Below are 23,964 nucleotides of genomic sequence, written 5' to 3' on the forward strand. Positions count from 1 at the left end.
GCCCTGCAAGGCGGGCATCGGCCGCGATTCGACCGCAAATTTGCCCGGACCGTTGTAGACCAGTGCTTTCATGGCGCCTCCATCGACAAATGGAAATACGCCGGCTCGCCAAGCGCCCTCCTTTCGGTGCGCTGGCGTCCGGCGAGCCCGTCTTCCGCTGCAAGGTTTGCATATTTCGATGCACGGCGACTGCCGTGAGCGGAATCGAAAAAGCGACAACATCGCCCTTGCAATCACGATCGTAGTACTTACGACCGAGGGACCGCTATCCAATGTCCGATGGCCACGAAGTGATGGCGTGTACGTCTACGCGCTGCGCATGGTCTCGTTGCGCACGCGAACGCTAGAACAGATGCCGGATGCCGACCTGCACGCCGAATTCGCTCTGACCGGGTCCAGGCGTGAGGAACGAACCCGTCGTAATGCTGGCGCCCGCCATCTTGAACTGCGCGGTACCGTAGTTCTTCAATTCGGATACCGTGCCGTAGAGCCGCGTCCCCTTCGAAAGATCGTAGTTGACGATTGCCCCATATTGCAGGGCGTCGTTGCCAAGGTGCGTGCTGTCCTTGGTGTAGGCAGCACCCGCGCCCACGCTGAAGAACGGCGAGAACCGGTAGTCGGCCGAAAGCGAATACGTGCTGTGCCAGTCCCCGGCCGTGTTGCCAACCGGACCCACCGTCGGGTCATATTTGCCCGCGGGGTTGCTGAGCGCGTTGCCGGTGGTCGCGGAAATCACGTCGTTGGCGCGGAAGTAACCGACGTAGATACGCCCCCACCCGTAGTCGAGATTGCCGCCCGCCATGAATTCCTGCACACGGTTGGAGGCCGTGGCATTCGCCGCATTCAAATACGCGAGCGCGAGATAAACCGGACCCTGGGTGGTCTGCACGCCGGCCTGATACACCGCATTGCCCGCGAGCGTGCCGGGCTGTCCGCCCACTGAATAGTGCAGCTCGACCTGCGTGCCCACGAACTTCGGCGAGATCCACGCAATATCGTTGTCCACGCGCGCCAGCCAGTTCGCGAAGTTGTTGTAGCCCGAGGCGTAAGTGGCCGCGCTGAAGGCGTCCATATTGCCGCTCCAGGCGAACATCGGCGTGTTCTGCCGGCCGAAGCGCACCTCGCCGAACCCACCGCCCACACCGACCCACGCCTGTCGATCGAAGAAGCGATAGCTGTTCTGCAACTTGCCCGTGCCCGGATCGAAGCCGCTCTCCAGCGCGAAATTCACGCGGTAGCCCCCGCCTAAGTCCTCCGTGCCGCGCAAGCCCCACCGGCTCGTCATCAAGCCGTTATTGCCGAGCACGGCGAGCGACGTGGTCTTGCCGGCGACTTTCGTGTTCTGGTAGCCGGCGAACACGTCCAGCACGCCATAAAGCGTCACCGACGATTGCGCCATTGCCGGCGTACTGGCGATGATCGCCGCACTGATCACCGACAAACTAAGGATTCCTCTATTTAACGGCATCGTCATATTCCCCTGTTGTTGACTTTTTGATAGATCGGTGACGGTATTAAGGCGTCAGCGTGCGGGCCCGGTCGCGAGCATGCGCTTGACCACGAGTGCGAGCGGCACGGTGAAGCAAAAGTGCGACATGAAACCGCCGATGATGACGACCGGGTCGTAGTAGTTAGGATGGTTGTCGGATGCGATGCTGATCGCCACGTGCATGACGATCCAGGCAATGATCGCGTAAAAGAGCGCGACGAACGTGGCCTCGTAGCCGCGGCGGCGGAAATACGGCCAGATCGCGGCGAACAGCACGCCCCAGCCAATGGCGAAGAAGAAATGGATGGCAGTCCCGAGGAAATACGCCCAGATGCCGAGCGCCTCCTGTACGCCCTTGCCGAACACGAGGCCGGTGGCGTTGCGGGGAATGCCCGCAAGCGGCATGAGATGCTGGGCGCCAACCCAGATCAGCGCCTCGTAAATCCAGATGATCACCGCGCCCGTCAAGCCGCCGGCAATGCCGGCGCGCACAATTGCACCGAGAGTCGGCTTGCCGTCGATTGCCGTTCTCGTTCCTTGATATCCACCCTCACCTACGCTTGCATTGCCGCTCATCGCCATCTCCTCTTGTATTCCTGCACGAAATGATTTTTCGTCAAGATAGAAACGGTGAAAGCGGAAAACTACATCGGGTTAACGGCAAGCGAGGGGCGCTCCGCAAGCAAAAACGCGCGCGCAAGGCGTGCCCGTGGCTCACGACGAGCCGCGCAGCGCCAAGCTGGGCAAGGCTTCGCGCGGACTATCCCTCGAAGGCGGGAGTCCGGCAGACCAGGTTAGCGACCCGGCCGCCGATAAGAGAAATCGATACGGCGGAAACGACTTCGCAACGCCACGTCTGCAAACGCACTGCCGCCGCTCACCTGCCCTCCTTCAGCCTCAGCAGGAGGCGTAGCAGCACCGGAAGCACCAGCAGCACGAGCGGCATCTGCACGATCAGGCCCGAGATGATCGCAACGGCGAGCGGTTGCTGCATCGCGGAACCCTGGCCGATTGCGAAGGCAAGCGGCAGCAGCGCAAGAATGGCTGCGATGGTCGTCATCGCGATGGGCCGCAGGCGGTTGCGGCCCGCAGCCTGCAACGCCTCCTCGAGCGGCATGCCTTCGTCGCGCACGAGCCCCTGAAACTCGGAGACATAGAAGATCGCCACCTCCGTCACGATGCCGACGATCATCGTCATGCCCATCATCGCGGAGATGTTCAGCTCGATGCCCGTCACCCACAGGCCGATGAAAACGGCGCCGGTGGCGAGCAGCGGCATCGCCATGACCGCGAGCGCCACACGAAAGCGTTCGTAGAGGAACAGCAGCAAGCCGAACACCAGCGCCACGGCTGCGCCGAATACCGCGAGCAGGCCTCTGAACGCGATCTGCTGTTGCTGGTACAACCCGCCAAGCTCGTAATAGACGCCCTTTGGCAGCAACGCGGAATCGGCGAGCGCGCGCTGCACGTCGGCGATGGTCGAGCCGAGGTCTCGACCATCAATGCGCGCCGTCACCGCCACCATGCGCTTGAGGTTGTCACGGCTGATCTCGGGCTGGCCGCTCACATGCACCGGGTCGGCAACGCGCGACAGCGCGAACACATGCCCGTCCGGCGCGCGCAACGGCAGGCGTGCGAGTTCGGTGTCCGTCATTTGCAGCGCGCCTTGCGCACGCACGCGCACGCCGACCGTCTTCGGGCCGTTCTGGAACTGCGTGGCGACGTTGCCGTCCAGCAGATCCGAGACCTGCTGCGCGATGGCCTGCGGGTCCATGCCCTCGGCGGCCGCCGCATCGGGACGGATGCGCAGGTCGATGGCGTCGCCGGCAGGGTTAATGCCGTCGTTCACGTCGACGATGCCGCCAATCTTGCCGATGCGTGCGGCCACACGCTGCGCCGTCTTGTCGAGCACGTTTTGGTCGTCCGAGTAGATCTTGATCTGCACGGGCTGGGGAACCGCCGTGAGGTCGCCGATCAGGTCCTCCATCAACTGCGCAAGCTCGACGCTCACACCAGGCACGTTTGTTTCGATCTGCGAACGGATCTCCTCCATCACGGCGTCGATCGGCTCCCGGCTGCCCGACTTCAGCCGCACGAAAAAGTCACCCTTGTTGGGCTCGTTCAAGTCGCCGCCCAGTCCCGCGCCGGTGCGCCGCGAATAGGTGGCCACATTCGGATTCGCGCGAATGATCGCCTCGATTTGCTGCATCAGACGATCGGTTTCCGTGATCGACGTTCCCGGCTGCGTGTGATAGTCGAGCACGAAACCGCCCTCGTCCATCGACGGCATGAAGCCGCTCCCCACGCGCGTGAACGCAAGCGCCGACAGCAGCGCGAGCGGCACGACAAGCGCGAGCACCCACATGGGCCGCGCGCTCACGCGCGAGACGAGCCGCGCATAGGTCCGGTTCAGCCATGCGGCGAAACGCGTTTCGCGATGCTCCTCGGCGTCTTGCGGCGTGAGCCAGCGGTCGCAAAGAATCGGAATGGCAAGCCAGGTCACCAGAAACGAAATAAAGAGCGCGCTTGCCATTGTCACGGAAAGCGCCTTGAAAAACGCCCCCGTGACGCCCGAGAGAAACGCCAGCGGCACGAAGATGATCAGCGTTGCCGCTGAAGAGCCGGCGAGCGGCCGCGTGAATTCGAGCGCCGCGCTCATCACGCGGCCATGGAACGCCTGCGCGCCGGCTTCGCGCATGCGCCGCGCGATGTGCTCGATCATCACGATCGCATCGTCGATCACGAGGCCCACTGCCGCCGCCATCCCGCCTAGCGTCATGATGTTGAAGCCCATGCCGAACACGTCTAGCAGCAGAATCGTCGCGGCCATCACCACCGGCACGAGCGCCACGGCAATGAGCGTGATCTTCGTGTTGCGCAGGAACACGAAGAGCGTGAGCGCCGCGAGCACGATGCCAATCATGATGGCATCGCGCACGCTCGTGGCCGAGGCGATCACGAGTTCGCTCTGGTCGTACCAGTTCGCGAGCTTCACGCCTTGCGGCATCTGCGCGCCAAAGTCCTTGATGCGCGCGCGAATCGCTTGCGCCATCGCCACGCTGTTCGCGCCAGGCTGCTGAAAGACGTTGATCAGCACGGCGTCGTGACCATCGGCAGTCACGCGAATCCATTGCGGCACGGTCCCCCGAGCGACGGTGGCGACATCGCCGAGACGGATCTGCGTCGCGCCCGCGGAGGAAACGACTACGTTTTTCAGCGTATCGAGCCCGCTGAATGCCGAATTCGCTACGACGAGATAGAGCTTGTGGTGGTCCTCGATGCGGCCGGTGGCCATCAGCACGTTGCCCGCACCGATCGCGCGCGAGACATCGGCGACCGAAAGCTTGTACGCCGCGAGGCGCGCGGGATCGACGGCAACCTCGAGCTCGTCTCGCGCCCCGCCCGTCACGTCCACGCGTGCCACGCCCGCAACCGAGGAAAGCAGCGGACGCAACTGGAACTGCGCGAGATCGTAGAGTTGCGAGAGCGACAATCGCGACGACGTCAGGCTGTACGCGAGGACCGGAAACACCGTCGGATCCATGCGCCGCACCTGCATCGTGGTGCCGGGCGGCAGCGTGGCAAGGATCTCGGCGATGGCCGACTGTGCCTGCAACGTGGCTTGCGCCATGTCCGTGCCCCAGTCGAAATTCAGCGAGATCTCAGCCGCGCCGCGGCTCGTGCGGGATTCCACGTCGCGCACGTTCGGCACGCGCCGCAACGCCTCTTCCACCGGCATCGTGACGAGCGTCGCCATCTGTTCAGCGGGACGATCGCCCGCGTCGAGCGAGATCACGGCGCGCGGGAAAGACACGTTCGGAAAGAGCGAGATCGGCAGACGCAGCGCGGTGAGCGCACCGGCAAGCGCGGCAAGCGCGATCACGAACAGAAGCGAGCGCCGATGGCGCTGCATCCACTGGCTGAACGTCATCGCTTGCCGCCTTGCGCCACGCGCACGGCCATGCCGTCTTCGAGTTCGTAGTTGCCGACGACCACGAGCGGCCGCGAGGCGTCGAGCGCACCATCCACGCCGTACGTATTGCCATGCTCGACTTTCACGATCACATCGACGCGGTGCGCCTTGTTGTTCGGCGCAACCTGATACAGATAGCTGCCCTTCGCGTCCTGAAGCACCGAGGCGCGCGGCACGTTCCACCACGTGCCGGTCTGCGTGTCGATGTCGGCCCGCACGCGCGTGCCTGGCAGGAACGCGGTGCCCGTGAGCGGTACGTTCGCACCGACATTCACGAGCTGACTTTGCGCATCGATCACTGCGCCAACGAGCACGACGCGCCCTTGTGCACGCTGCGAACCGAGCGCGGCGGACAGCGGGCGCAACACGACGCGGTCGCCGGCGCGCAGCGTGAGCGCGTCGGCCGGTTCAACGCCTAGCGTTACGTTCGCGGCATGGCTCGCGGGACCATCGGTTGCAACAAGCTGGGCGAGCGCCGTGCCCGCCTGGATCTGGTCGCCCGGCACGGCGGCAAGCTGCGCGACCACGCCGGCCACTGGCGCGGTGACGGTTTTCGAACCCGCGGCAATGCCCGTCGCGCGTTGTGCGGCGAGCGCCTGCTGCGCATCGTCGAGCGCCTTTTGCGCGGCGGCCAACTGCGATTGCGTGGCAAGACCGTCGTGCAAAAGCGCGCCGGTGCGCGCGAGTTCGCCACGGGCGAGCGTCGCGGCGCTCTGTGCCTGGGTATAGGCGATCACGGCGTTCGGATCGGCTTGCACGACGAAGAGCGGCGCGCCGCGCGCGACGGTTTGTCCGGACTGTACGAGCACGCGCGTGACGCGTGCGAGATACGGAAGGCTGACGGTCGTGGCGTTCGAGGCGGCCGATGCAACCGAGCCGAAAGCGACAACGGTTTGAGAAACCGGCTCGCGCGTCACGTGCACGACCTGCACGGCAGCAGAAGGCGCAGGCGCGCTGCCCGTCGTGCCGGTGTCGTCTGCGCGCGCGGCATGCGGTGCGAACAGCACTGCGCTGGCAGCGAGCGCGGCCGCCCCGCCGAGTACGCAGACGGCGACACGCGTACGCGTGCCGCAAAGGAAGCGTTGGTCAGTCATAGGGATCAACGTGCGACGAAGGTGTTGGAGGACGCGCTCTCAGCAGTGGCGCCTCGCGCGGGTGGAGTCCGATACGGATCGGAAATCGCACTGCCGAGCAGCGCCTGGAGACCAATGCGTTGTTCCGCTAGCGCTTCGCGCGCGGTAGCGGCGTCGATACGACGCGCGAGCGCCGCGCTTTGCGCATCGACGTACTGCCCTAGCACGATGTTGCGCGCCGCATAGGCGTTGGCCGCCTGCGCGGCGGCGCGCTCGAGCCCCGGCAGCGCAGCGTCGTCCTGATCGAGCTGACGCGCGGCGATCGCGCTGTCCGCACGCAGGTGCGCGATATCCGCGTAAGCCGCGTTCAGGCGGGTCTGGTATTCGTCCGCCAGGCGCTGTCGCGTTGCTTGCTCGATGGCGATATTGCCGCGATTGCGATTGAATACCGGCAACGTGAGATTGATTGCGAAGCCGCTCGTGTAGATTTCCGAAGTGTCGCGCTGCCGTGTAAAGCCCACCGAGAGGCTCGGAAACTGGCTCAGGATTGCGGCGCGGTACTTCTGCTCCTGCGCTTCGTAGCCGGCCTGAAGCGCAATCAGATCGGGACGGCGCTGCGCCAGCATCGCAATGGCGGAATCGAGTGTGCCATCGGCTAGCGGCGTGACTGTCGCGTCGCCCGCAAGCGCCAGCGTCGTGTCGGGCGCGAGTCCGAGCAGCGCGTTGAGGTCGTGGTGCGTCTGCTCGCGCGCGCGTTGCATATCGGTGTATTGCTTGCGCGCGTCTTCGTATGCGGTGAGCGACGCAGTGACAAGGTCAGCCGTCACGTTGTGCTCGCTTGCCGCGCGCGCGGTGCGTTCGTAACGCGTGCGGGCCAGCTCCGTCTGCTGCCCGAGCAGCGGCAACACCTCGTCCTGGAAGCGCGCTCTCACGTATAGTTGCTTGGCCTGCGCCACGACCTGCCACTCCTGCCAGAGCAGACCGAGGTCGGTCTTGCGAACCGTGGCGTTGGCGGATTTCGTGTTCGCGCCACGCGTGAGAATCGCCATCACGTCCATGCTCAGGCCATAGCTGAACGCGCGCGAGAGCCCCACAGCGCCTGGATAGTCGCTGGAAATGCTCACCTGTGGGTCTGGCAGGAGTCCTGCCGAAAACGCCTGCGCTTGCGCAATGCCAAGATCGTCGCGCGCAAGTTTCAGGTCGGGATTATTGGCGACGGCCAGCATCGCGACGTCTTCGATGTCAAAGCCGTCCGTCGGATCGAAGCGATGTGCTGCAAGCTCGGGCAACGGCATTTTCGCGGGATCGATCTGAACCCGTGCAAGCGCGTCCTGCTTGATCAACGAAGGCCCGGTAGCCAATGGCTGCGCCATGTAGCTTGCGCATCCGGCAAGCAGCGCGGCGCCCGATGTCAAAGCGACGAGCGTGGCACGCGAGCTAACAGGAATGGAGAGACGAAAGACGCGCGGCAACGTCGCGCGAGACTGCGGACTGGGCAAAATGCACTCCTTGAGCCAATCCCGCGCTGCATGAATGCGCGAGCCTGAACCTGAACGCAGACACCACACGTTCGTGGCGTAGCGTCAGGCATGCGGCGCATTCTGCAGGGTATACGCTTATGCAATCCTTAAGCAGGCGTTCGGGTGCGATACCTACGGCTTTTTCGCCGTCAGATACGCAATGCGCTCCGCGCCGAGCTGCGCCCCGCTTTCGAAAATCGCACGCATGCGAGCTTCCAGGTACATGCGCTCATCGCCGGTAAACTCCTTCTCGAAGACCTCTTCCAGACTGGGCGCCAGCGGGTGAGGCGAGGTACGGCGAAACGTTTCCCAGGGAAGGCTGTCTTCCGTTCGCACTTCGATGTGCAATTCCAGATGAATGTCTGTGAATCCCGCGTCGATCGCGAAGCGCACAAGGTCGCGCTCACCGTAGTTCGTAATCGGCAGCGCGCGCGCTTTCTCCTCCGTGTCGGGGAACTGTGCCGCCCGGCATCGAAGCAGCAAGGGAAAGAACGGATCCTCAGTGTTGAATGCACGGGCATCGACCAGTTGCTTGAGCATGCAGACCTCAAGCGCTTCGTCGCGCAAAATCGGCTCCGCGATGGCAAAGCGAGCGCCTGGCTTGAGTATTCGATAGAGCTCTCGCATCGCAGCGGGCTTGTCTTCCACATACGCGAGAACCGCGCGCATCGTGGCGGCATCGACCGCGTCATTGGCAATGCCTTCCAGCTTCTCGGCGCTGCCGTGCGTGAATGCGCACTGCCCTCTCACACCCAGACTTCTGGCGGTCTCTTCCGTGTGCCGCAGCAACGCAGGCGAAACATCGGTCATGAGCACCCTCAGCGAGGCGCCGGCCCGTTCGATCGCGCGAAACCCCACGAGACCATCACCCGTGCCGATGTCGGCCAGTGTCATGCCCGGACGAAGGCGAACGTAATCCAGGACGCGGTCTGCGTATTTCGTGATCTCAGCACGGACCTCGTGCTCATGGGCGCGATCGCCGCCATGACGCTGCCGGAGCACCCATGTGGACCAGTTATCGTGAGTCACGTTGTTCGTAAGCGGCAGCAAGATAGATTTCCAGAGAAAACTTGAAAGATCTGCGGGATGGTAGCTTTGGATTCTGATGAACTCCTTATCGAAGCGATATTCCCGACGTGGAGTCCCTATTTTTTCGATGGCAAAGTTTTACCCGCCTTTTACCTGAATAAAAGTCGCTTTCATTCCAGAAATTGCGGGCGAAGGCTTCGACAGGCAGGCGTACCAAGGCTTGAGGGCGAGGCATTATGAATGGCGTCGACGCAAATTGAACCGTAGCTTATGCGAGCCTTAATTTGATTCCTTTTCACGAAATAAATACTGCTTAAGTATTTGGAAGGTGCTCCGATAAACCGTGCGCTGTTCGCGGTTTTTCTCTCTTTCTTTGGAGACCTTCTAATGACAATCCAGGCAGTTTCTAGCCAACCCGCCACTGCAACTGTGGCGAATACCGGCGCGCAGAACCAGCAGGCGACTGCCGCTGCGCAACCGGCCAGCACGACGCAGACGCAGTCCACTACGACGACACCGAGTTCGACGTCGTCGGCTTCCTATGCCGTCACGATCAGCAACGCCGCACGCGCTGCATTGGCCGAAGCCACCGAATCATCGGTGCAGACCGCGCAAGAAGCCAACCGCGGAGATCATCAGGCTCAACGCCTGCTTGCGAAGGAGCAGGCCAACAAGATTGGATGACGAGCGAAGCATGTGACAGAGGCTGTCTGACGACCGCTATGCACGCGCGTTTGTGATCCGCTTGCACGTCGCGCGAAAGCCGCGACGTGCAAGCCTGCCGCTTTTCAGCACAATCGCTACACACGCTCCTTACGAGGCAGCAAAAACATTCTGTTGCGATAACTATTCTTATCACAATGCATCGATAACTTATGAAAACTCGCCGCTCCAGAAACGTGCCAGAGTCGGCCGCCGCGTAGCCTGCAAGTGGCGTCCTGAACGCGAACCAGGGGATTGCCTGCGCCGCGGCCAGCCATGGCAGCCGCAGGACGAGCGAAGAAGACGGGGAATGATGTGAGCGGCGCCATGCGCCCGGCGGCGCCACGCAGAACTTCATCTGCTGCATGTGCCGCAAAGAGATTGCGCGAACGCGCTTATCGCATGCGCGATTTCAGGACGCGAACGCGAACGCCGCGTCTACCGGAAGATTTTCGAGCGCACGGCTGCCGTCGCGCAGCGCTTCGCTCTCGCCGTTGAAGGCCGTTTCGCTGTACGCGATGAGCTTGAAGCCACTACCCGCGCTGCGAGGGATGGTGATGCCCCAATGCCACCCTCCTTCCTGTTCGAAGACGTGCAGCTTTGGCGATGCATGCGATAGGTTTGATCGAGTCGTCATGTCACGCCCTCCTTTGCGAAAGCGTCGAGGTAGCCGGCAGACCAAGTCAGTGTAGGCATCATTTTGTTGCGGCGCAATAAATATCGACGTTGAGGGGCGATGCTACGCCATCCGGCGTCGTCATCTGGCAACAAAGCGAAACAGGCGGCAACGAGACGCAACAAGCGGAAACAAAAGTAAACAGGTGTGGGCAGTACGAAATCGTGCCTCAGGCTCGCGCGTCATGCACTCTGCCCCCCAAACGAAGGTGGGCGGCCACGCCGCGTTCGCGCTATCCTGCGCGATGCGCGCAAGTTTGCGCGCCCCATTTCCTTATGTGCCACGAAGCATGACCGAACGCACCGAAGACCTCTCCCACAGCCCGCAAACGGCGCTGCGCTACCCTTACGCAGAACCGCCTGCGCCCGGTTCGACCCTCGAGATCGCGCCGGGCGTGCGCTGGCTGCGCATGCCGCTGCCCTGGGCGCTCGACCACATCAACGTGTGGCTCATCGACGAGGCCGACGGTTGCGCTGTCATCGATACGGGCGCACGCACGGACGCTGCCACGGACGTGTGGCGCGCGATCCTCGCGCAAGGCGGCGAGGCGCGAGCGGCCTCCCGCGTGACGCGCGTGCTGGCCACGCATATGCACCCCGATCATGTGGGCATGGCCGGCTGGCTCACGCGTGCATTCGACTGCCGGCTCTGGATGACGCGCACCGAGTACTTCAACTGCCGCGTGGCCGCCGCCGACACGGGCCGCGAAGCGCCCGCCGACGCGCTCGACTTCTATCGCCGTGCGGGCTGGAGCGAGTCGGCAATCGATGTCTACCGTGCTCGTTTTGGCCGCTTTGGCCAGTATATCCACGCACTGCCAGAAAGCTTCCGGCGCCTGCAGGACGGCGAGGTCGTGCGCATCGGCGCGTACGACTGGCGCGTGATCGTCGGCATGGGGCATTCGCCGGAACACGCCTGCTTCTACTGCCCGGCGCTCAAGCTATTCGTTTCCGGCGACCAGGTGCTCCCACGCATCTCCTCGAACGTCTCGGTTTATCCGATCGAGCCCGACGCGGATCCCATGGCCCAGTGGTACGCCTCGTTCGACAAACTGCAACGCGAAGTGCCCGACGATGTGCTCGTGCTTCCCTCGCATAACGACTGCTTTTACGGGCTCCACGCGCGCATCGAGCGTTTGCGCCAGGGGCAGGACAAGAGCCTCGCACGTCTGCGCGCAACGCTCGCCGAACCACGCCGCGCCGTGGACGTGTTCGGTGCGCTGTTCGCGCGGCGCATTGGCGAGGACGATCTCGCGCAGATGAGCCTCGCGACCGGCGAGAGCCTTGCGTGCCTGAACTACCTGACCTACCGCGGCGAAGTGAAACGCGAACTGCGCGACGACGGCATGTACTGGTATTCACTCACGTAAAAAAACGCGGGCATAAAAAATGGCAGGCAAGGCGCATCGCACCCTGCCTGCCACAAGCCGCATCGACGGCACGCACCGGAAAACCCGGAAAATTTTCGGCGCGGCCAGTGACGCTTGCACTGGCCGCAACGCTTCGCCTAGAGCGTCGCCACCAGTTCAGGCACTGCCTCGAACAGGTCCGCTTCGAGGCCGAAATCGGCCACACTGAAGATCGGCGCTTCGGCATCCTTATTGATCGCCACGATCACCTTCGAGTCCTTCATGCCCGCGAGATGCTGGATCGCGCCGGAAATGCCGCACGCGATGTACACCTGAGGCGCGACGATCTTGCCGGTCTGCCCCACTTGCCAGTCGTTCGGAGCGAAGCCGGCATCCACGGCTGCGCGGCTCGCGCCAAGCGCGGCGCCGAGCTTGTCGGCGAGCGGCGTGAGCACGGCGTTGAACTTCTCGCTGCTGCCAAGCGCCCGACCGCCGCTCACGACGATGCGCGCATCCGCAAGCTCGGGCCGCTCGCTCTTCACCACAACGCGTTCGACGAACGCGCTCAGGCCGCTGTCCGCAACCGCTGCGACACTTTCGACCTGTGCGGCGCCGCCCTGCGCCGCTGCATCGAAGCCCGTCATGCGCACCGTGACGATCTTCACTGCTTCGGCGCTTTGCACGGTCTGAATCGCGTTACCCGCATAGATTGGCCGCTCGAACGTGTCCGCGCTCACCACGCGCGTGATCTCGGAGATCTGCGCGACGTCCAGCAGCGCGGCCACGCGAGGCGCGACGTTCTTGCCCGCACTCGTGGCGGCAAAAAGGATGTGGCCATAATTGGCGGCCACGGCCAGCACTTGCGCGGCGACGTTTTCGGCGAGCGAATCGGCGAGTGCCACGCCATCGGCGTGGAGCACCTTCGCAACCCCCGCAATGCGCGACGCTGCCTCTGCCGCGCCTGCCGCGTTGTGACCCGCCACCATCACGTGCACGTCATCGCCGCATTGGAGGGCGGCCGTCACCGTGTTGAGGGTGGCCGACTTGATCGAGACGTGGTCGTGCTCGGCGACGACCAGAACCGGTTTACCAGCAGTCATTTGCTTTCCTTCAGATCACTTTCGCTTCGTTCTTCAACTTCGCGACGAGCGTCGCGACGTCGGGCACCTTGACGCCGGCCGCGCGGCCCGCGGGCTCCGCGGTCTTGAGCGTGGTGAGGCGCGGCGCGACGTCCACGCCGAGTTGCGCGGGCGTGGTCGCGTCGAGCGGCTTTTTCTTGGCCTTCATGATGTTGGGGAGCGTCGCGTAGCGCGGCTCGTTCAGGCGCAAGTCGGTCGTCACGATGGCCGGCAGCGCAAGCTGCACGGTCTCGAGGCCGCCGTCGATTTCGCGCGTCACGCGTGCTTTGCCCTCTGCGATCTCGACCTTGCTCGCGAACGTCGCCTGCGGGCGCGCGGTGAGCGCGGCCAGCATCTGGCCCGTCTGGTTGCAGTCATCGTCGATGGCCTGCTTGCCGAGGATCATGAGTTGCGGCGCTTCCTTCTCGATCAGCGCCTTGAGGAGCTTGGCGACGGCGAGCGGTTCGAGCGCGGCGTCCGTTTCGATCAGCACGCCACGGTCGGCGCCGATCGCCATGGCCGTGCGCAGCGTCTCCTGGCAGGCGGCGGGACCGCACGACACGGCGACCACCTCGCTCGCCACGCCCTGCTCCTTCAGCCGCACGGCCTCCTCAACGGCGATTTCGTCGAACGGATTGATGCTCATCTTGACGTTCGCGAGATCGACGCCCGAGCCGTCCGCCTTGACGCGAACCTTCACGTTGGCGTCCACCACGCGTTTGATTGCTACCAACACCTTCATGTCTTCCTCCAGATCGATACATTCGATGCCGCTGCTCGATACGCACAATCGCGCCGTGCAGCGTCACTTACTCCTGATAACCGAGCCCATGCTCCCGCATGCGCGCAATCGTCCCTTCGTCGAAGCCCCAGTCGAGCAGCGCGGCAAGGCCCTGTTCGCCTCGCGCCGGTGCCTGGCGGCCGATGGCCGAAGGCGTAGCCGAGAAGCGCGGCGCGGGCGCCGGCTGCACGACGCCGTGCGCCTCGACGAAGCTTGCGCGCGCAACGTTGTGCGGATGCCTCGGTGCTTCGGAAAAGCCCAGCACGGGCGCGACGCAGGCGTCGCTTCCCTCGAACACGGCGCACCATTCGTCGCGTGTACGCGTGAGGAACGCCGCCTCGAAATGCTGCCGCAGCACGGGCCAACCGTTACGGTCGTGCTGCTTCGGCAGGTCGGCATGGGCAAGCCCGAGTTTGTCGAGCAACTGCGCATAGAAGCGCGATTCCACCGCGCCCACCGCCATGTAGTGGCCATCTTTCGTGAGATAGCTGTCGTACCAGGGCGTGCCGCCGTCGAGCAGATTGCTCTCGCGTGCTTCGCGCCAGTTGCCGGACGCGATCAGCCCCCACACGATCGAGCCGAGTTGCGCCGCGCCCTCGACCATGGCCGCGTCCACCACCTGGCCCGCGCCGCCGCGCTGCACGTTGCATAGCGCCGCCACCACACCGAGCGCGAGCAGCATGCCGCCGCCGCCATAGTCGCCCACGAGGTTCAGCGGCGGCACCGGCGCCTCTCCTGCGCGCCCGATGCCGGAAAGCACGCCCGATAGCGCGATGTAGTTGAGGTCGTGGCCGGCGCGCTGTGCGAGCGGCCCGCTCTGCCCCCAGCCGGTCATGCGGCCATAGACGAGTTTCGGATTGCGCGCGAGCGCCGCTTCGGGGCCGAGACCCAACCGCTCCATTGCGCCGGGGCGAAAGCCCTCGATGAGGACATCGGCCTCGGCAATCAGGTCCAGTGCGACCTGTGCCGCTTCGGGACGCTTGAGGTCGAGCGTGATCGAGCGGCGGCCGCGCCCCGTCACATCCACATGCACGCCATCGCGCTTCGGCCCGAGATCGTCGGGGGCAACGGGCCGGTTCACGCGGATGATGTCCGCCCCCATGTCGGCCAGCAGCATCGTGCCGAAGGGAGCCGGGCCGATTGCCTCGAACTCCAGCGCGCGAAAACCGCTCAATACGCCCATTCCCTGTCTCCGTTGCGTTGTTGCCGTCACGATGAACATACGGCAAACCGTCGCAGTTGAACCCACCCGGTAGCGGTGGGTGGAGCCGGCGCAAGGGAATGGTTCTACAAGGGGCGCGAACGCGCGGCCCCGCGCTTACATGTTCGGATAGTTCGGACCGCCGCCGCCTTCCGGCGTGACCCACACGATATTCTGCGTCGGGTCCTTGATGTCGCAGGTCTTGCAGTGCACGCAGTTCTGCGCGTTGATCTGCAGACGATGGTCGTCCTGCTCGTCCTTCACGAACTCATAGACGCCTGCGGGGCAAAAGCGCGCCTCGGGGCCGGCGTAAGTCGCGAGGTTGATACCGACGGGCACGCTCGCATCCTTGAGCGTCAAGTGTGCGGGCTGATTCTCTTCGTGGTTCGTGTTCGAGATGAACACCGAGGAGAGCCGGTCGAACGTGAGCTTGCCGTCAGGTTTCGGATACTCGATCGGCTTGCATTGCGAAGCCGGTTTCAGCATCTCGTGATCGCGGTGCTGGTGATGCAGCGTCCACGGCACGTTGCCGCCCAGCAGCTTCTGCTCGATGCCCACCATCAGTGTGCCCAGGTACAGGCCCTTGCTCATCCACTGCTTGAAGTTGCGCGCCTTGTACAGCTCCGTGTAGAGCCACGACTGCTTGAACGCTTCCGGGTAGGCCGCGAGTTCATCGCTCTGGCGGCCGGCCTGCACGGCTTCGAACGCCGCATCGGCCGCGAGCATGCCGGTCTTGATCGCCGCGTGGCTGCCCTTGATGCGCGAGGCGTTCAGGAAGCCCGCGTCGTCGCCCACGAGCGCGCCGCCCGGGAACACGAGCTTGGGCAGCGACATCAGGCCGCCTGCGGTGATCGCGCGTGCGCCATACGACACGCGCTTGCCGCCTTCGAGGTACTTGCGGATTTCCGGGTGCGTCTTGTAACGCTGGAACTCTTCAAACGGCGAAAGGTACGGGTTCTGGTACGCGAGACCGACGACAAAACCCACCATCACCTGGTTGTTGTCGGTGTGGTAGAGGAACGAGCCGCCATACGTATCGGATTCGAGCGGCCAGCCGGCCGTGTGGATCACGAGGCCCGGCTGGTGCTTCGCCGGATCGATCTCCCACAGTTCCTTGATGCCGAGGCCGTAGACCTGCGGGTCCGAATCCTTGCCCAGCTTGAACTTCTCGTTCAGTTGACGGCCCAGGTGACCGCGGCAGCCTTCGCAGAACAGCGTGTATTTGGCGTGCAGCTCCATGCCGAGCTGGAAGTTCTCGGTAGGCTCGCCGTCCTTGCCGACACCCATGTTGCCGGTGGCGACGCCCTTCACGGAACCATCGTCGTTGTAGAGCACTTCAGCAGCCGGAAAACCGGGGAAGATTTCCACGCCCAGCGCCTCGGCCTGCTGGCCCAGCCAGCGCGTGACATTGGCGAGGCTGATGACGTAATTGCCGTGGTTCTTGAAGTTGTCGGGCAGCGCCCAGTTCGGCACGCCCTTCGCGCCGGTCTCCGTGAGAAACAGGAACTTGTCCTCAGTCACGGGCACGTTCAGCGGTGCGCCCTGTTCCTTCCAGTCCGGCATCAGCTCGTTCAGGGCACGCGGATCCATGACCGCGCCCGAGAGGATATGCGCCCCGATTTCCGAGCCCTTTTCCAGCACGCAAACGCCGATTTCAGCGCCTTTTTCCGCGGCCAGCTGCTTCAGACGGATCGCAGCGGACAGCCCGGCGGGGCCACCGCCGACGATCACGACGTCGTATTCCATCGACTCACGTGGGCCGTACTGCGCAATCAGATCACTCGACGACATATCCTCTTCCTTGCTTGCTAACTGAGCGCCCTAAACCGCTCTATCAAAACTGCACTTCGCTCAGCGCGAGCACGCCAGCGTCGCCCTTTGCGGCCAGGATCGACGTTTCGAGGGCGCCTGCCTGCGGGAGAATGTGCTCTGCGTAGAACTGCGCGATCGCGATCTTCGCGCCGTGGAACTCGGCGTCGTTCGCGAGTTCGCGTTGCGACACGAGCAGCGCGCGCGCCATTTGCCAGCCGCACAGCACGATGCCCGCAAGCTTCAGATACGGCACGCTGCCAGCGAACACCGCGTTCGGGTCGCTCTTGACGTTCGCAACCACGTAGTCGACGACATTCGCCAGCGAACGCGCGCCCTTTTCCAGCTGCTCGCGCATCGATGCCGCTGCCGCGCCGCCGGCCTGCCCGAGTTCTTCGGCAGTGCGTGCGATCTCGCCAAGCAACGCCTTCGCCACCGCGCCGCTGTCGCGCACCGTCTTGCGGCCGACCAGGTCGTTCGCCTGAATCGCCGTGGTGCCTTCGTAGATCGCGAGAATGCGCGCGTCGCGGTAGTACTGCGCGGCGCCCGTTTCCTCGATGAAGCCCATGCCGCCATGCACCTGGACGCCGAGGCTCGTCACCTCGTTGACCATTTCCGTGCTCCAGCCCTTCACGATCGGCACGAGGTATTCGTAGATCGCGAGATTGCGGGCGCGCACTTCAGGGTCGGCGTGGTAGTGCGCGTTGTCGCTATAGGCCGCGGCGACATAAGCGAGCGCACGGGCGCCTTCGGTCATCGCGCGCATCGAGCCGAGCATGCGGCGCACGTCCGGATGATGAATGATGGTCGCCGACTGCTTGAGCGAGCCGTCGACGGGGCGGCTCTGCACACGCTCCTTCGCGTACGCCACGGCCTTCTGGTACGCGCTTTCCGCGACGCCCACGCCCTGCATGCCCACGCCAAAGCGCGCCGCGTTCATCATGATGAACATGTATTCGAGGCCGCGATTCTCCTCGCCCACGAGATAGCCGATCGCGCCGCCATGGTCGCCGTATTGCAGCACGGCCGTCGGGCTTGCCTTGATACCGAGCTTGTGTTCGATCGACACGCAATGCACGTCGTTGCGCGCGCCGAGCGAGCCGTCGTCGTTCACGAGGAACTTCGGCACCACGAAGAGCGAAATGCCTTTCACGCCTTCGGGTGCGTTGGGGGTGCGCGCCAGCACGAGGTGAACGATGTTCTCCGCCATGTCGTGCTCGCCCCACGTAATGAAGATCTTCGTGCCGAAGACCTTGTACGTGCCGTCACCCTGCGGTTCGGCGCGCGAGCGCACGAGTGCGAGGTCGGAGCCGGCCTGCGGCTCGGTGAGGTTCATCGTGCCGGTCCAGTCACCCGAGATGAGCTTCGGCACGTAGCGCGCCTTCAGTTCCTCGCTGCCCGCGGTGAGCAGCGCCTCGATGGCGCCGTCGGTCAACAGCGGGCACAGCGCGAACGAGAGGTTCGCCGCGTTGAGCATTTCGATGCAAGGCGTGGCGATCAGCTTGGGCAGCGCCTGGCCGCCGAACTCGGACGGATGCTGCAGACCCTGCCAGCCGCCCTCGACATACTGGCGGAACGCGAGCGCGAAGCCCGGCGTTGCCGTGACCTCGCCGTCGCGCCAGCTGCTCGGCGTGCGGTCGCCTTCCACGTTCAGCGGCGCGATGACTTCGCCGGAGAGCTTCGCGCACTCGTCCAGCACGGCCTGTGCGGTGTCGAAACCAGCGTCCTCGAAACCCGGCAGGGTTGCGACGGCGTCGATGCCGGCCAGCTCTTTCAGCACGAACAGCATGTCCTTGACGGGGGCGTTATAGCTCATGATCGGTCCTTCCAGTCACTCAGGGGTCAAAATGGATGCGCCGCCGGGCCAGGGATGTCTGGGTGGCCACGTTGCGGCAGTACAGGACGGATCGTAGCGGCAATCGGTCGCCATACCACTGTCCAAACCGGACCACATGGTGACAATTCTGGCCACGCTATTGGCCGCTGTGCCCACCCATCATGGGTGGGCGTGCGCGCTTTGTGGCGGGCGGCGCTCAGCCGCGGCGGCGATACGTGCCGGGCGTGCTGCCGGTCCAGTGGCGAAAGGCGCGATGGAAGGCGCTGGGGTCGTCGAAACCGAGATCGCCGCCGATGGCCGCGATCGTGTCCTGGGTGTCGGTGAGGCGCTGGATCGCCACGTCGCGGCGCAGTTCGTCCTTGAGCGCCTGGAACGTGGTCTCCTCCGCGGCGAGGCGGCGGCAGAGCGTGCGGACCGAGCAGTGCAGGCTGTCGGCCGCCGCTTCGATGGTCGGCAGGTCGGGCAGCTGCGCGGCAAGGTACTGGCGCACGTTGTGGCTCACGAGCTGCTCGCTGAACGTTTCGAAGATCCAGTCGCCGGGCGAGCGCGCGAGAAACGCGCGCAGGTTGCGCTTGCTCTGCCGGATCGGCATGTCGAGATAGGCCGCGCTAAAGCGCATCAGCGTGGCCTCGCTGCCAAAGCGCACGGGCCCATGGAAGAAGTAGCGGTGATCGAGCGCGTGCGGCGGCTGCGCACAGGCGAAATCGACCTGCAGAAGCGGAATGCGCTGGCCGATCAGCCAGGAACACACGCCGTGTGCGAGCTTGAGCGTCAGTTCCTGCCCGAGCGGCCCGATCGCGCCATACGCGGCATTGGCGCGTAATGCCACCTGGGCCACGAGCCCCTGGCGGCGCGATTCGAGCCGGAAATCGTCGAGCACGATGTGGAAAAACTGGTCGAAGCGATGCAGCGCGGTTTCGAGGTTGCGCGCATCGAGCAGGCTCAGGCAGAGAAACTTGAGCGTGCCGCTGCGCAGCGGCCGGCTGAAGATGCCGGGCATCTCGTCGTCGAGTTCGATGGCGAGCGTCTGGTAGAGCGTGGAGAACTGCTCTTCCGTCACCCGGCCACCCGGCTTGGCGAGCAGTTCCAGCGCGATGCCCGCCTCGTTCAGATAGCGGCGGATCACGGCGGGCTCGGCACCGGCGCCGGCGAGAAAGCCGTTGACGAGCGAGATAGGAACGGTGGCGCTAGGCGATGGCATGCGTTGACAATGGAAGGCCGCGGAAACGGGCCGACATAGGCGTCAGCCCGCGCGCGCCATTCTAAATCGGCGCGGCCGAAACGGCGCTGCCGCGCCCCGAAGTCTTGCGCTGTCGCGGGCCGCTTAGTGCGCTTCGCCCCTCGCCTGCGCAAATTCAGCAAACCACGCGAGACTTTCCGGGTTGGCCATGGTGTCCGGATTGGCCACCTTCTCGAGCGGCTGCCCGAGCAGAAGCCGCTTGATCGGCACCTCCATCTTCTTGCCCGAGAGCGTGCGCGGAACGGCCGCTACCTGATGGATCTCGTCGGGCACGTGGCGCGCCGAGAGCGCCTCGCGCACGCGCGCGCGAATGCGCTGCGCGAGCGCGTCGGTCAGCTCGACACCGGGGCGCAACACCACGAAGAGCGGCATTGACGAGGCGCGCCCCAGGTACTCCAGATCGACCACGAGGCTGTCCAGCACCTCCGGCACCGACTCCACTGCGCGATAGAGCTCGCTCGTGCCCATGCGAATGCCGTGGCGGTTGATGGTGGCGTCCGAACGTCCGTAGATGATCGCGCCGCCCCGGGGGGTGATGCGCAGCCAGTCGCCGTGGCGCCAGATGCCAGGAAACATGTCGAAGTAGCTTTCGCGGTAGCGGCGGTTCGCTTCGTCGCGCCAGAAGTAGAGCGGCATCGAAGGCATGGGCGCGGTACACACGAGTTCGCCGACTTCGTCGATGCGCGCGTGCCCGGCCTCATCGAACGCCTCGACTCGCGCGCCAAGGCAACGGCACTGCATTTCGCCGAGATAAACCGGCAAAGTCGGCACGCCTGCGAGGAAGCAGCCCGCGAAATCGGTGCCGCCCGAAATCGCGTCGATCCACACCGGCCCCACGTGCTCGAGTATCCATGCGTACGCTTCGGGGGGCAGCGGCGAGCCGGTTGAGCCGACCGCGCGCAGGCGCGAGAAGTCCGCCGCCGCGCGCGGCTCGACGCCGGACTTCAGGCATCCCTGGAAATACGCCGCCCCGGCGCCGAAGAACGTGACGCCCGTCTCGCCCACGAAGCGCCACAGCGTCTGCGCATCAGGGTACGTGGGGTTGCCGTCGTAGAGACAGAGCGTCGCCCCCGCGAGCAGGCCGCCCACCTGGCAGTTCCACATGATCCAGTTCGTGCTGGCATACCAGTGGAAACGGTCGCCGGGGCGCAAGTCGAGGTGCAGCGCAGTGAGCTTCACGTGCTCCACCACGATGCCGCCGTGCGAATGCACGATGGCCTTGGGCATGCCCGTCGTGCCCGACGAATAGACGATCCACAGCGGATGGTCGAACGGCACGCTCTCGATTTGCAGCGGGACGTTTCCCGCGACCGCGTCGCGCCACGCCGTCGCGTGCGGATACTCCTTCACGTTGGCGTCGGGATCGAGCTGCGGGACGAACACGAGGTGCGCCACGCTCGGCAACTCGCGCAGCAAATGGTGGATCAGTTCGCGCCGGTCGTGTGGCTTGCCGCCATAGCGATAGCCGTCCACGGCGAACAGCACCTTGGGCTCGATCTGCCGGAAGCGGTCGAGGACCGCGAGCGGGCCCATGTCGGGCGAGCACACCGACCAGATCGCCCCCACGCTCGCCGTGGCAAGAAATGCCACGACGGTCTCGGGCGTATTCGGCATGAAAGCCGCCACGCGGTCGCCGCGGGTCACGCCCATACGCCGCAGCGTGGCCGCGCAAGCCGCCACCTGGCGGCGCAGCTCCGCCCAGCTCAATTCGCGCGTGCGCCCGGCCGTCGGGCCGCTCTCGCTGCGCGACACGATCGCGGGTCGTGCCTCGCTCGCAAGCTGGAAAGCCCGTTCGACGTAGTTCAACTCGACGCCGGGAAACCAGCGCGCGCCGAGCATCGCGGCGTCGGCGAGCGCCACGCCGCGCGGCTCGCGCGAGGGAATCTGCGCCCAGTCCCAGAGCGCGCACCAGAAGGCGTCGACGTCCTCGACCGACCAGCGCCATAGCGCGTCGTAGTCGTCGAACGCCAGACCGCGCGTATCGCCGAGCCACTTCATGAACTGGGTGATGCGGGCCGATTCGACCTGCTTCGGCGTCGGAGTCCAGGCCGGAGGGGATGCGGTGAGCGTTTCGTTCATCTCGTTGCGCGGGCGCTTGCGGGTTTGTCTGACCTAATGGTGCCGGAGCCAGTGCGCCTCGAACAATTCAGGGAAACCAGTGGAAGACGCTCGCTTACATTCACTCACGGCGATGTCCGCTAACGTCACGCGTCATTGCATTGTCAATCCGTATTCATTTTTAATATTTCGAATAAAAGCCTGGATTGAATACGCTCGCGTGACCACCATTTTATTTCCGGACTCAATCAACGAATATTCCAATTCGTATGCTGTGTTGTACCGCACAAATCAACCAAATCTCGGATTCTCCTCACCGCGCACAACACCTGTTCTGCGGGGAGATCATGTTTATGACTTAGCCCGTACGCAATTGGCATATGAGCTGTCATAAAAATGCAATGCGCTAATGCCTTTAATTTCGCTAATTCCCGCCAATTCTCCTCTCCCTATCGGACCAAGGTCTTATTGTCAGATCGCGCGCCCACTATCAGATTGAGCGCGTAGCGGCGCGGGTTGCGCTCTCGCGGCATGCGACGCGCGCTGCAGACGCAGGCACAAAGCAAGTTGACGGGTTGGCGCGCAGCGCGAGATCTGCGGCCCTGCCGGCTCGTACAGGAGACCGCGCATGTCCGAATCGACGTCTACGCCTCGCCCCGCCGCAAAACCCGATAGCGCCGCCGCGCCAGCCGCCGCCAACAGGCTGCGCCTCGGCGCGCTCACCGCCCTCGTCGTGGGCTCGATGGTGGGGGGCGGTATCTTTTCGCTGCCGCAAAACATGGCGGCCAGCGCCGACGCCGGAGCGGTGCTGATCGGCTGGGCGATCACCGCGGTCGGCATGCTCATGCTCGCGTTCGTGTTCCAGTCACTGGCCGTGCGCAAGCCCGAACTCGACGGCGGGGTGTACGCCTTCGCGAAAGCCGGCTTCGGCGACTACATGGGCTTTGGCTCGGCGTGGGGCTACTGGATCAGCGCGTGGCTCGGCAACGTCGGCTACTTCGTTCTCCTGTTCAGTACGCTCGGCTACTTCTTCCCGGTCTTCGGCGAGGGCAATACGCCGATCTCCATCATCTGCGCCTCGGTGCTGCTCTGGGCGCTGCACTTTCTCGTGCTGCGCGGCATCAAGGAAGCCGCGATCGTCAACCAGATCACCACGGTCGCGAAGCTGGTGCCGCTGTGCCTCTTCATTATTCTCTGTGCGTTTGCGTTCCGCTCCAGCACCTTCACGGCCGACTTCTGGGGACAAATGAATCCCAAGCTCGGCAGCGTGACGAACCAGGTTCGCAACATGATGCTCGTGACCGTGTGGGTGTTCATCGGTATTGAAGGCGCGAGCATCTTCTCCGCGCGTGCGGAGAAGCGCAGCGATGTCGGCAAGGCCACGGTCATCGGTTTTGTTGGCGTGCTGCTTTTGCTCGTGCTCGTGAACGTGCTGTCGCTCGGTGTGCTCACGCAGCCCAAACTCGCCGCCCTGCAGAATCCTTCGATGGCAGGCGTGCTCGAAAACGTGGTCGGCCACTGGGGCGCGATTCTGATCAGCGTGGGGCTGGTCGTGTCGCTCGCGGGCGCGCTGCTCTCGTGGGTGCTGCTGTGCGCCGAAATCATCTTCTCGGCCGCGCGCGACCACACGATGCCAAACTTCCTGCGCAAGGAAAATGCGAAGCACGTGCCGGCCAACGCGCTGTGGCTCACGAACGGCATGGTGCAGATCTTCCTCGTCATCACGCTGTTCTCGAAGGGCACGTATCTCTCGCTCATCTATCTCGCGACCTCGATGATCCTGCTGCCCTACTTCTGGTCGGCGGCCTACGCATTCCTGCTCGCGCTGCGCGGCGAAACGTACGAAACCGACAGCGGCGAGCGCAGCAAGGACCTCGTCATCGCGGGCGTTGCCGTGATCTACGCGATCTGGCTCATTTACGCCGGCGGTCTCAAATACGTGCTGCTCTCCGCGTTGCTCTACGCGCCAGGCATCGTGCTGTTCGCGCGCGCAAAACGCGAAGTCGGCCAGCCCGTGTTCACGAACATCGAGAGGTTCGTTTTCGCCGCTGTGCTGATTGGCGCATTGGTGGCAGCTTTCGGCCTGTACAAGGGCTTTCTCACCCTCTGA

The 23,964-nt window shown here is 64.3% G+C and carries 18 protein-coding genes; 4 read left to right on the forward strand and 14 right to left on the reverse strand.

Going from position 1 to position 23,964, the window contains the following annotated elements; genetic code table 11:
• Positions 1 to 198, forward strand: a 198-nt coding sequence (locus tag U5A65_RS31225) for a hypothetical protein (RefSeq protein WP_321948799.1), incomplete at its 5' end; no start/stop codon positions are given.
• 145 nt (positions 199 to 343) lie between these two features.
• Here the strand turns inward: U5A65_RS31225 and U5A65_RS31230 are convergent.
• The 6 genes from U5A65_RS31230 to U5A65_RS31255 form a co-directional block, all read right to left on the reverse strand.
• On the reverse strand, positions 344 to 1,435 hold the full coding sequence (locus U5A65_RS31230) for a porin (RefSeq protein ID WP_321914933.1): 1,092 nt from the start codon (positions 1,433 to 1,435) through the stop codon (positions 344 to 346).
• 87 nt (positions 1,436 to 1,522) lie between these two features.
• Complete coding sequence (locus U5A65_RS31235; RefSeq protein WP_321948800.1) at positions 1,523 to 2,065, reverse strand: hypothetical protein; 543 nt, start codon at positions 2,063 to 2,065, stop codon at positions 1,523 to 1,525.
• A 301-nt stretch (positions 2,066 to 2,366) separates the two neighbouring features.
• Positions 2,367 to 5,420, reverse strand: a complete 3,054-nt coding sequence (locus U5A65_RS31240) for an efflux RND transporter permease subunit (RefSeq protein WP_321948801.1) — start codon at positions 5,418 to 5,420, stop codon at positions 2,367 to 2,369.
• Positions 5,417 to 6,556 carry an efflux RND transporter periplasmic adaptor subunit gene (locus U5A65_RS31245; RefSeq protein ID WP_321948802.1) on the reverse strand — a complete coding sequence of 380 codons (1,140 nt, stop codon included), beginning with the start codon at positions 6,554 to 6,556 and terminating at the stop codon, positions 5,417 to 5,419. Before U5A65_RS31245 ends, U5A65_RS31240 begins: the two co-directional genes overlap by 4 nt.
• Positions 6,557 to 6,561: 5 nt before the next feature.
• Entirely contained in the window at positions 6,562 to 8,034 is a 1,473-nt protein-coding gene (locus U5A65_RS31250; RefSeq protein WP_321948803.1) for a TolC family protein, read from the reverse strand.
• 153 nt (positions 8,035 to 8,187) lie between these two features.
• The gene (locus tag U5A65_RS31255; RefSeq protein WP_321948804.1) at positions 8,188 to 9,105 is read right to left on the reverse strand and encodes a class I SAM-dependent methyltransferase; all 918 of its coding nucleotides are present in this window, start codon (positions 9,103 to 9,105) and stop codon (positions 8,188 to 8,190) included.
• Between the two features lie 366 nt (positions 9,106 to 9,471).
• Between U5A65_RS31255 and U5A65_RS31260 the strand changes: the two genes are divergently transcribed.
• Positions 9,472 to 9,768, forward strand: coding sequence for a hypothetical protein (locus U5A65_RS31260; RefSeq protein ID WP_321937558.1), 297 nt, complete (start codon positions 9,472 to 9,474; stop codon positions 9,766 to 9,768).
• Between the two features lie 430 nt (positions 9,769 to 10,198).
• Here the strand turns inward: U5A65_RS31260 and U5A65_RS31265 are convergent, their stop codons facing one another.
• Positions 10,199 to 10,423 carry a hypothetical protein gene (locus tag U5A65_RS31265; protein ID WP_321948805.1) on the reverse strand — a complete coding sequence of 75 codons (225 nt, stop codon included), beginning with the start codon at positions 10,421 to 10,423 and terminating at the stop codon, positions 10,199 to 10,201.
• A 328-nt stretch (positions 10,424 to 10,751) separates the two neighbouring features.
• Here U5A65_RS31265 and U5A65_RS31270 point away from each other — a divergent pair, with 328 nt between their 5' ends.
• On the forward strand, positions 10,752 to 11,831 hold the full coding sequence (locus U5A65_RS31270) for an MBL fold metallo-hydrolase (RefSeq protein WP_321948806.1): 1,080 nt from the start codon (positions 10,752 to 10,754) through the stop codon (positions 11,829 to 11,831).
• Between the two features lie 137 nt (positions 11,832 to 11,968).
• On the opposite strand, the gene U5A65_RS31275 is transcribed toward U5A65_RS31270, so the two are convergent.
• From U5A65_RS31275 to U5A65_RS31305, 7 genes are all read right to left on the reverse strand, one after another.
• On the reverse strand, positions 11,969 to 12,910 hold the full coding sequence (locus U5A65_RS31275; protein WP_321948807.1) for an electron transfer flavoprotein subunit alpha/FixB family protein: 942 nt from the start codon (positions 12,908 to 12,910) through the stop codon (positions 11,969 to 11,971).
• A gap of 10 nt (positions 12,911 to 12,920) precedes the next feature.
• Positions 12,921 to 13,670, reverse strand: a complete 750-nt coding sequence (locus U5A65_RS31280) for an electron transfer flavoprotein subunit beta/FixA family protein (protein ID WP_321948808.1) — start codon at positions 13,668 to 13,670, stop codon at positions 12,921 to 12,923.
• 67 nt (positions 13,671 to 13,737) lie between these two features.
• Positions 13,738 to 14,892 carry a CaiB/BaiF CoA-transferase family protein gene (locus U5A65_RS31285; RefSeq protein WP_321948809.1) on the reverse strand — a complete coding sequence of 385 codons (1,155 nt, stop codon included), beginning with the start codon at positions 14,890 to 14,892 and terminating at the stop codon, positions 13,738 to 13,740.
• Positions 14,893 to 15,027: 135 nt separating this feature from the next.
• Positions 15,028 to 16,701 (reverse strand): electron transfer flavoprotein-ubiquinone oxidoreductase, encoded by a 1,674-nt coding sequence (locus U5A65_RS31290; RefSeq protein ID WP_321948810.1) that lies wholly within the window; start codon positions 16,699 to 16,701, stop codon positions 15,028 to 15,030.
• 43 nt (positions 16,702 to 16,744) lie between these two features.
• The gene (locus tag U5A65_RS31295; protein ID WP_321948811.1) at positions 16,745 to 18,535 is read right to left on the reverse strand and encodes an acyl-CoA dehydrogenase; all 1,791 of its coding nucleotides are present in this window, start codon (positions 18,533 to 18,535) and stop codon (positions 16,745 to 16,747) included.
• 217 nt (positions 18,536 to 18,752) lie between these two features.
• Complete coding sequence (locus U5A65_RS31300) at positions 18,753 to 19,757, reverse strand: AraC family transcriptional regulator (RefSeq protein WP_321914915.1); 1,005 nt, start codon at positions 19,755 to 19,757, stop codon at positions 18,753 to 18,755.
• Between the two features lie 123 nt (positions 19,758 to 19,880).
• The gene (locus U5A65_RS31305; protein WP_321948812.1) at positions 19,881 to 21,875 is read right to left on the reverse strand and encodes an acetoacetate--CoA ligase; all 1,995 of its coding nucleotides are present in this window, start codon (positions 21,873 to 21,875) and stop codon (positions 19,881 to 19,883) included.
• 607 nt (positions 21,876 to 22,482) lie between these two features.
• Here U5A65_RS31305 and arcD point away from each other — a divergent pair.
• Positions 22,483 to 23,964, forward strand: coding sequence for an arginine-ornithine antiporter (arcD, locus tag U5A65_RS31310; RefSeq protein WP_321948813.1), 1,482 nt, complete (start codon positions 22,483 to 22,485; stop codon positions 23,962 to 23,964).

Source organism: Paraburkholderia sp. J10-1 (assembly GCF_905220165.1).
Taxonomy (GTDB): Bacteria; Pseudomonadota; Gammaproteobacteria; order Burkholderiales; family Burkholderiaceae; genus Paraburkholderia.

Excerpts from the sequence above, each read along its gene's own strand:
- U5A65_RS31235 (WP_321948800.1), bottom strand. The coding sequence starts at position 2,065 with ATGAGCGGCAATGCAAGCGTAGGTGAGGGTGGATATCAAGGAACGAGA.
- U5A65_RS31240 (WP_321948801.1), bottom strand. The coding sequence starts at position 5,420 with ATGACGTTCAGCCAGTGGATGCAGCGCCATCGGCGCTCGCTTCTGTTC.
- U5A65_RS31245 (WP_321948802.1), bottom strand. The coding sequence starts at position 6,556 with ATGACTGACCAACGCTTCCTTTGCGGCACGCGTACGCGTGTCGCCGTC.
- U5A65_RS31260 (WP_321937558.1), top strand. The coding sequence starts at position 9,472 with ATGACAATCCAGGCAGTTTCTAGCCAACCCGCCACTGCAACTGTGGCG.
- U5A65_RS31265 (WP_321948805.1), bottom strand. The coding sequence starts at position 10,423 with ATGACGACTCGATCAAACCTATCGCATGCATCGCCAAAGCTGCACGTC.
- U5A65_RS31270 (WP_321948806.1), top strand. The coding sequence starts at position 10,752 with ATGACCGAACGCACCGAAGACCTCTCCCACAGCCCGCAAACGGCGCTG.
- U5A65_RS31275 (WP_321948807.1), bottom strand. The coding sequence starts at position 12,910 with ATGACTGCTGGTAAACCGGTTCTGGTCGTCGCCGAGCACGACCACGTC.
- U5A65_RS31280 (WP_321948808.1), bottom strand. The coding sequence starts at position 13,670 with ATGAAGGTGTTGGTAGCAATCAAACGCGTGGTGGACGCCAACGTGAAG.
- U5A65_RS31285 (WP_321948809.1), bottom strand. The coding sequence starts at position 14,892 with ATGGGCGTATTGAGCGGTTTTCGCGCGCTGGAGTTCGAGGCAATCGGC.
- U5A65_RS31290 (WP_321948810.1), bottom strand. The coding sequence starts at position 16,701 with ATGTCGTCGAGTGATCTGATTGCGCAGTACGGCCCACGTGAGTCGATG.
- U5A65_RS31295 (WP_321948811.1), bottom strand. The coding sequence starts at position 18,535 with ATGAGCTATAACGCCCCCGTCAAGGACATGCTGTTCGTGCTGAAAGAG.
- U5A65_RS31300 (WP_321914915.1), bottom strand. The coding sequence starts at position 19,757 with ATGCCATCGCCTAGCGCCACCGTTCCTATCTCGCTCGTCAACGGCTTT.
- U5A65_RS31305 (WP_321948812.1), bottom strand. The coding sequence starts at position 21,875 with ATGAACGAAACGCTCACCGCATCCCCTCCGGCCTGGACTCCGACGCCG.
- arcD (WP_321948813.1), top strand. The coding sequence starts at position 22,483 with ATGTCCGAATCGACGTCTACGCCTCGCCCCGCCGCAAAACCCGATAGC.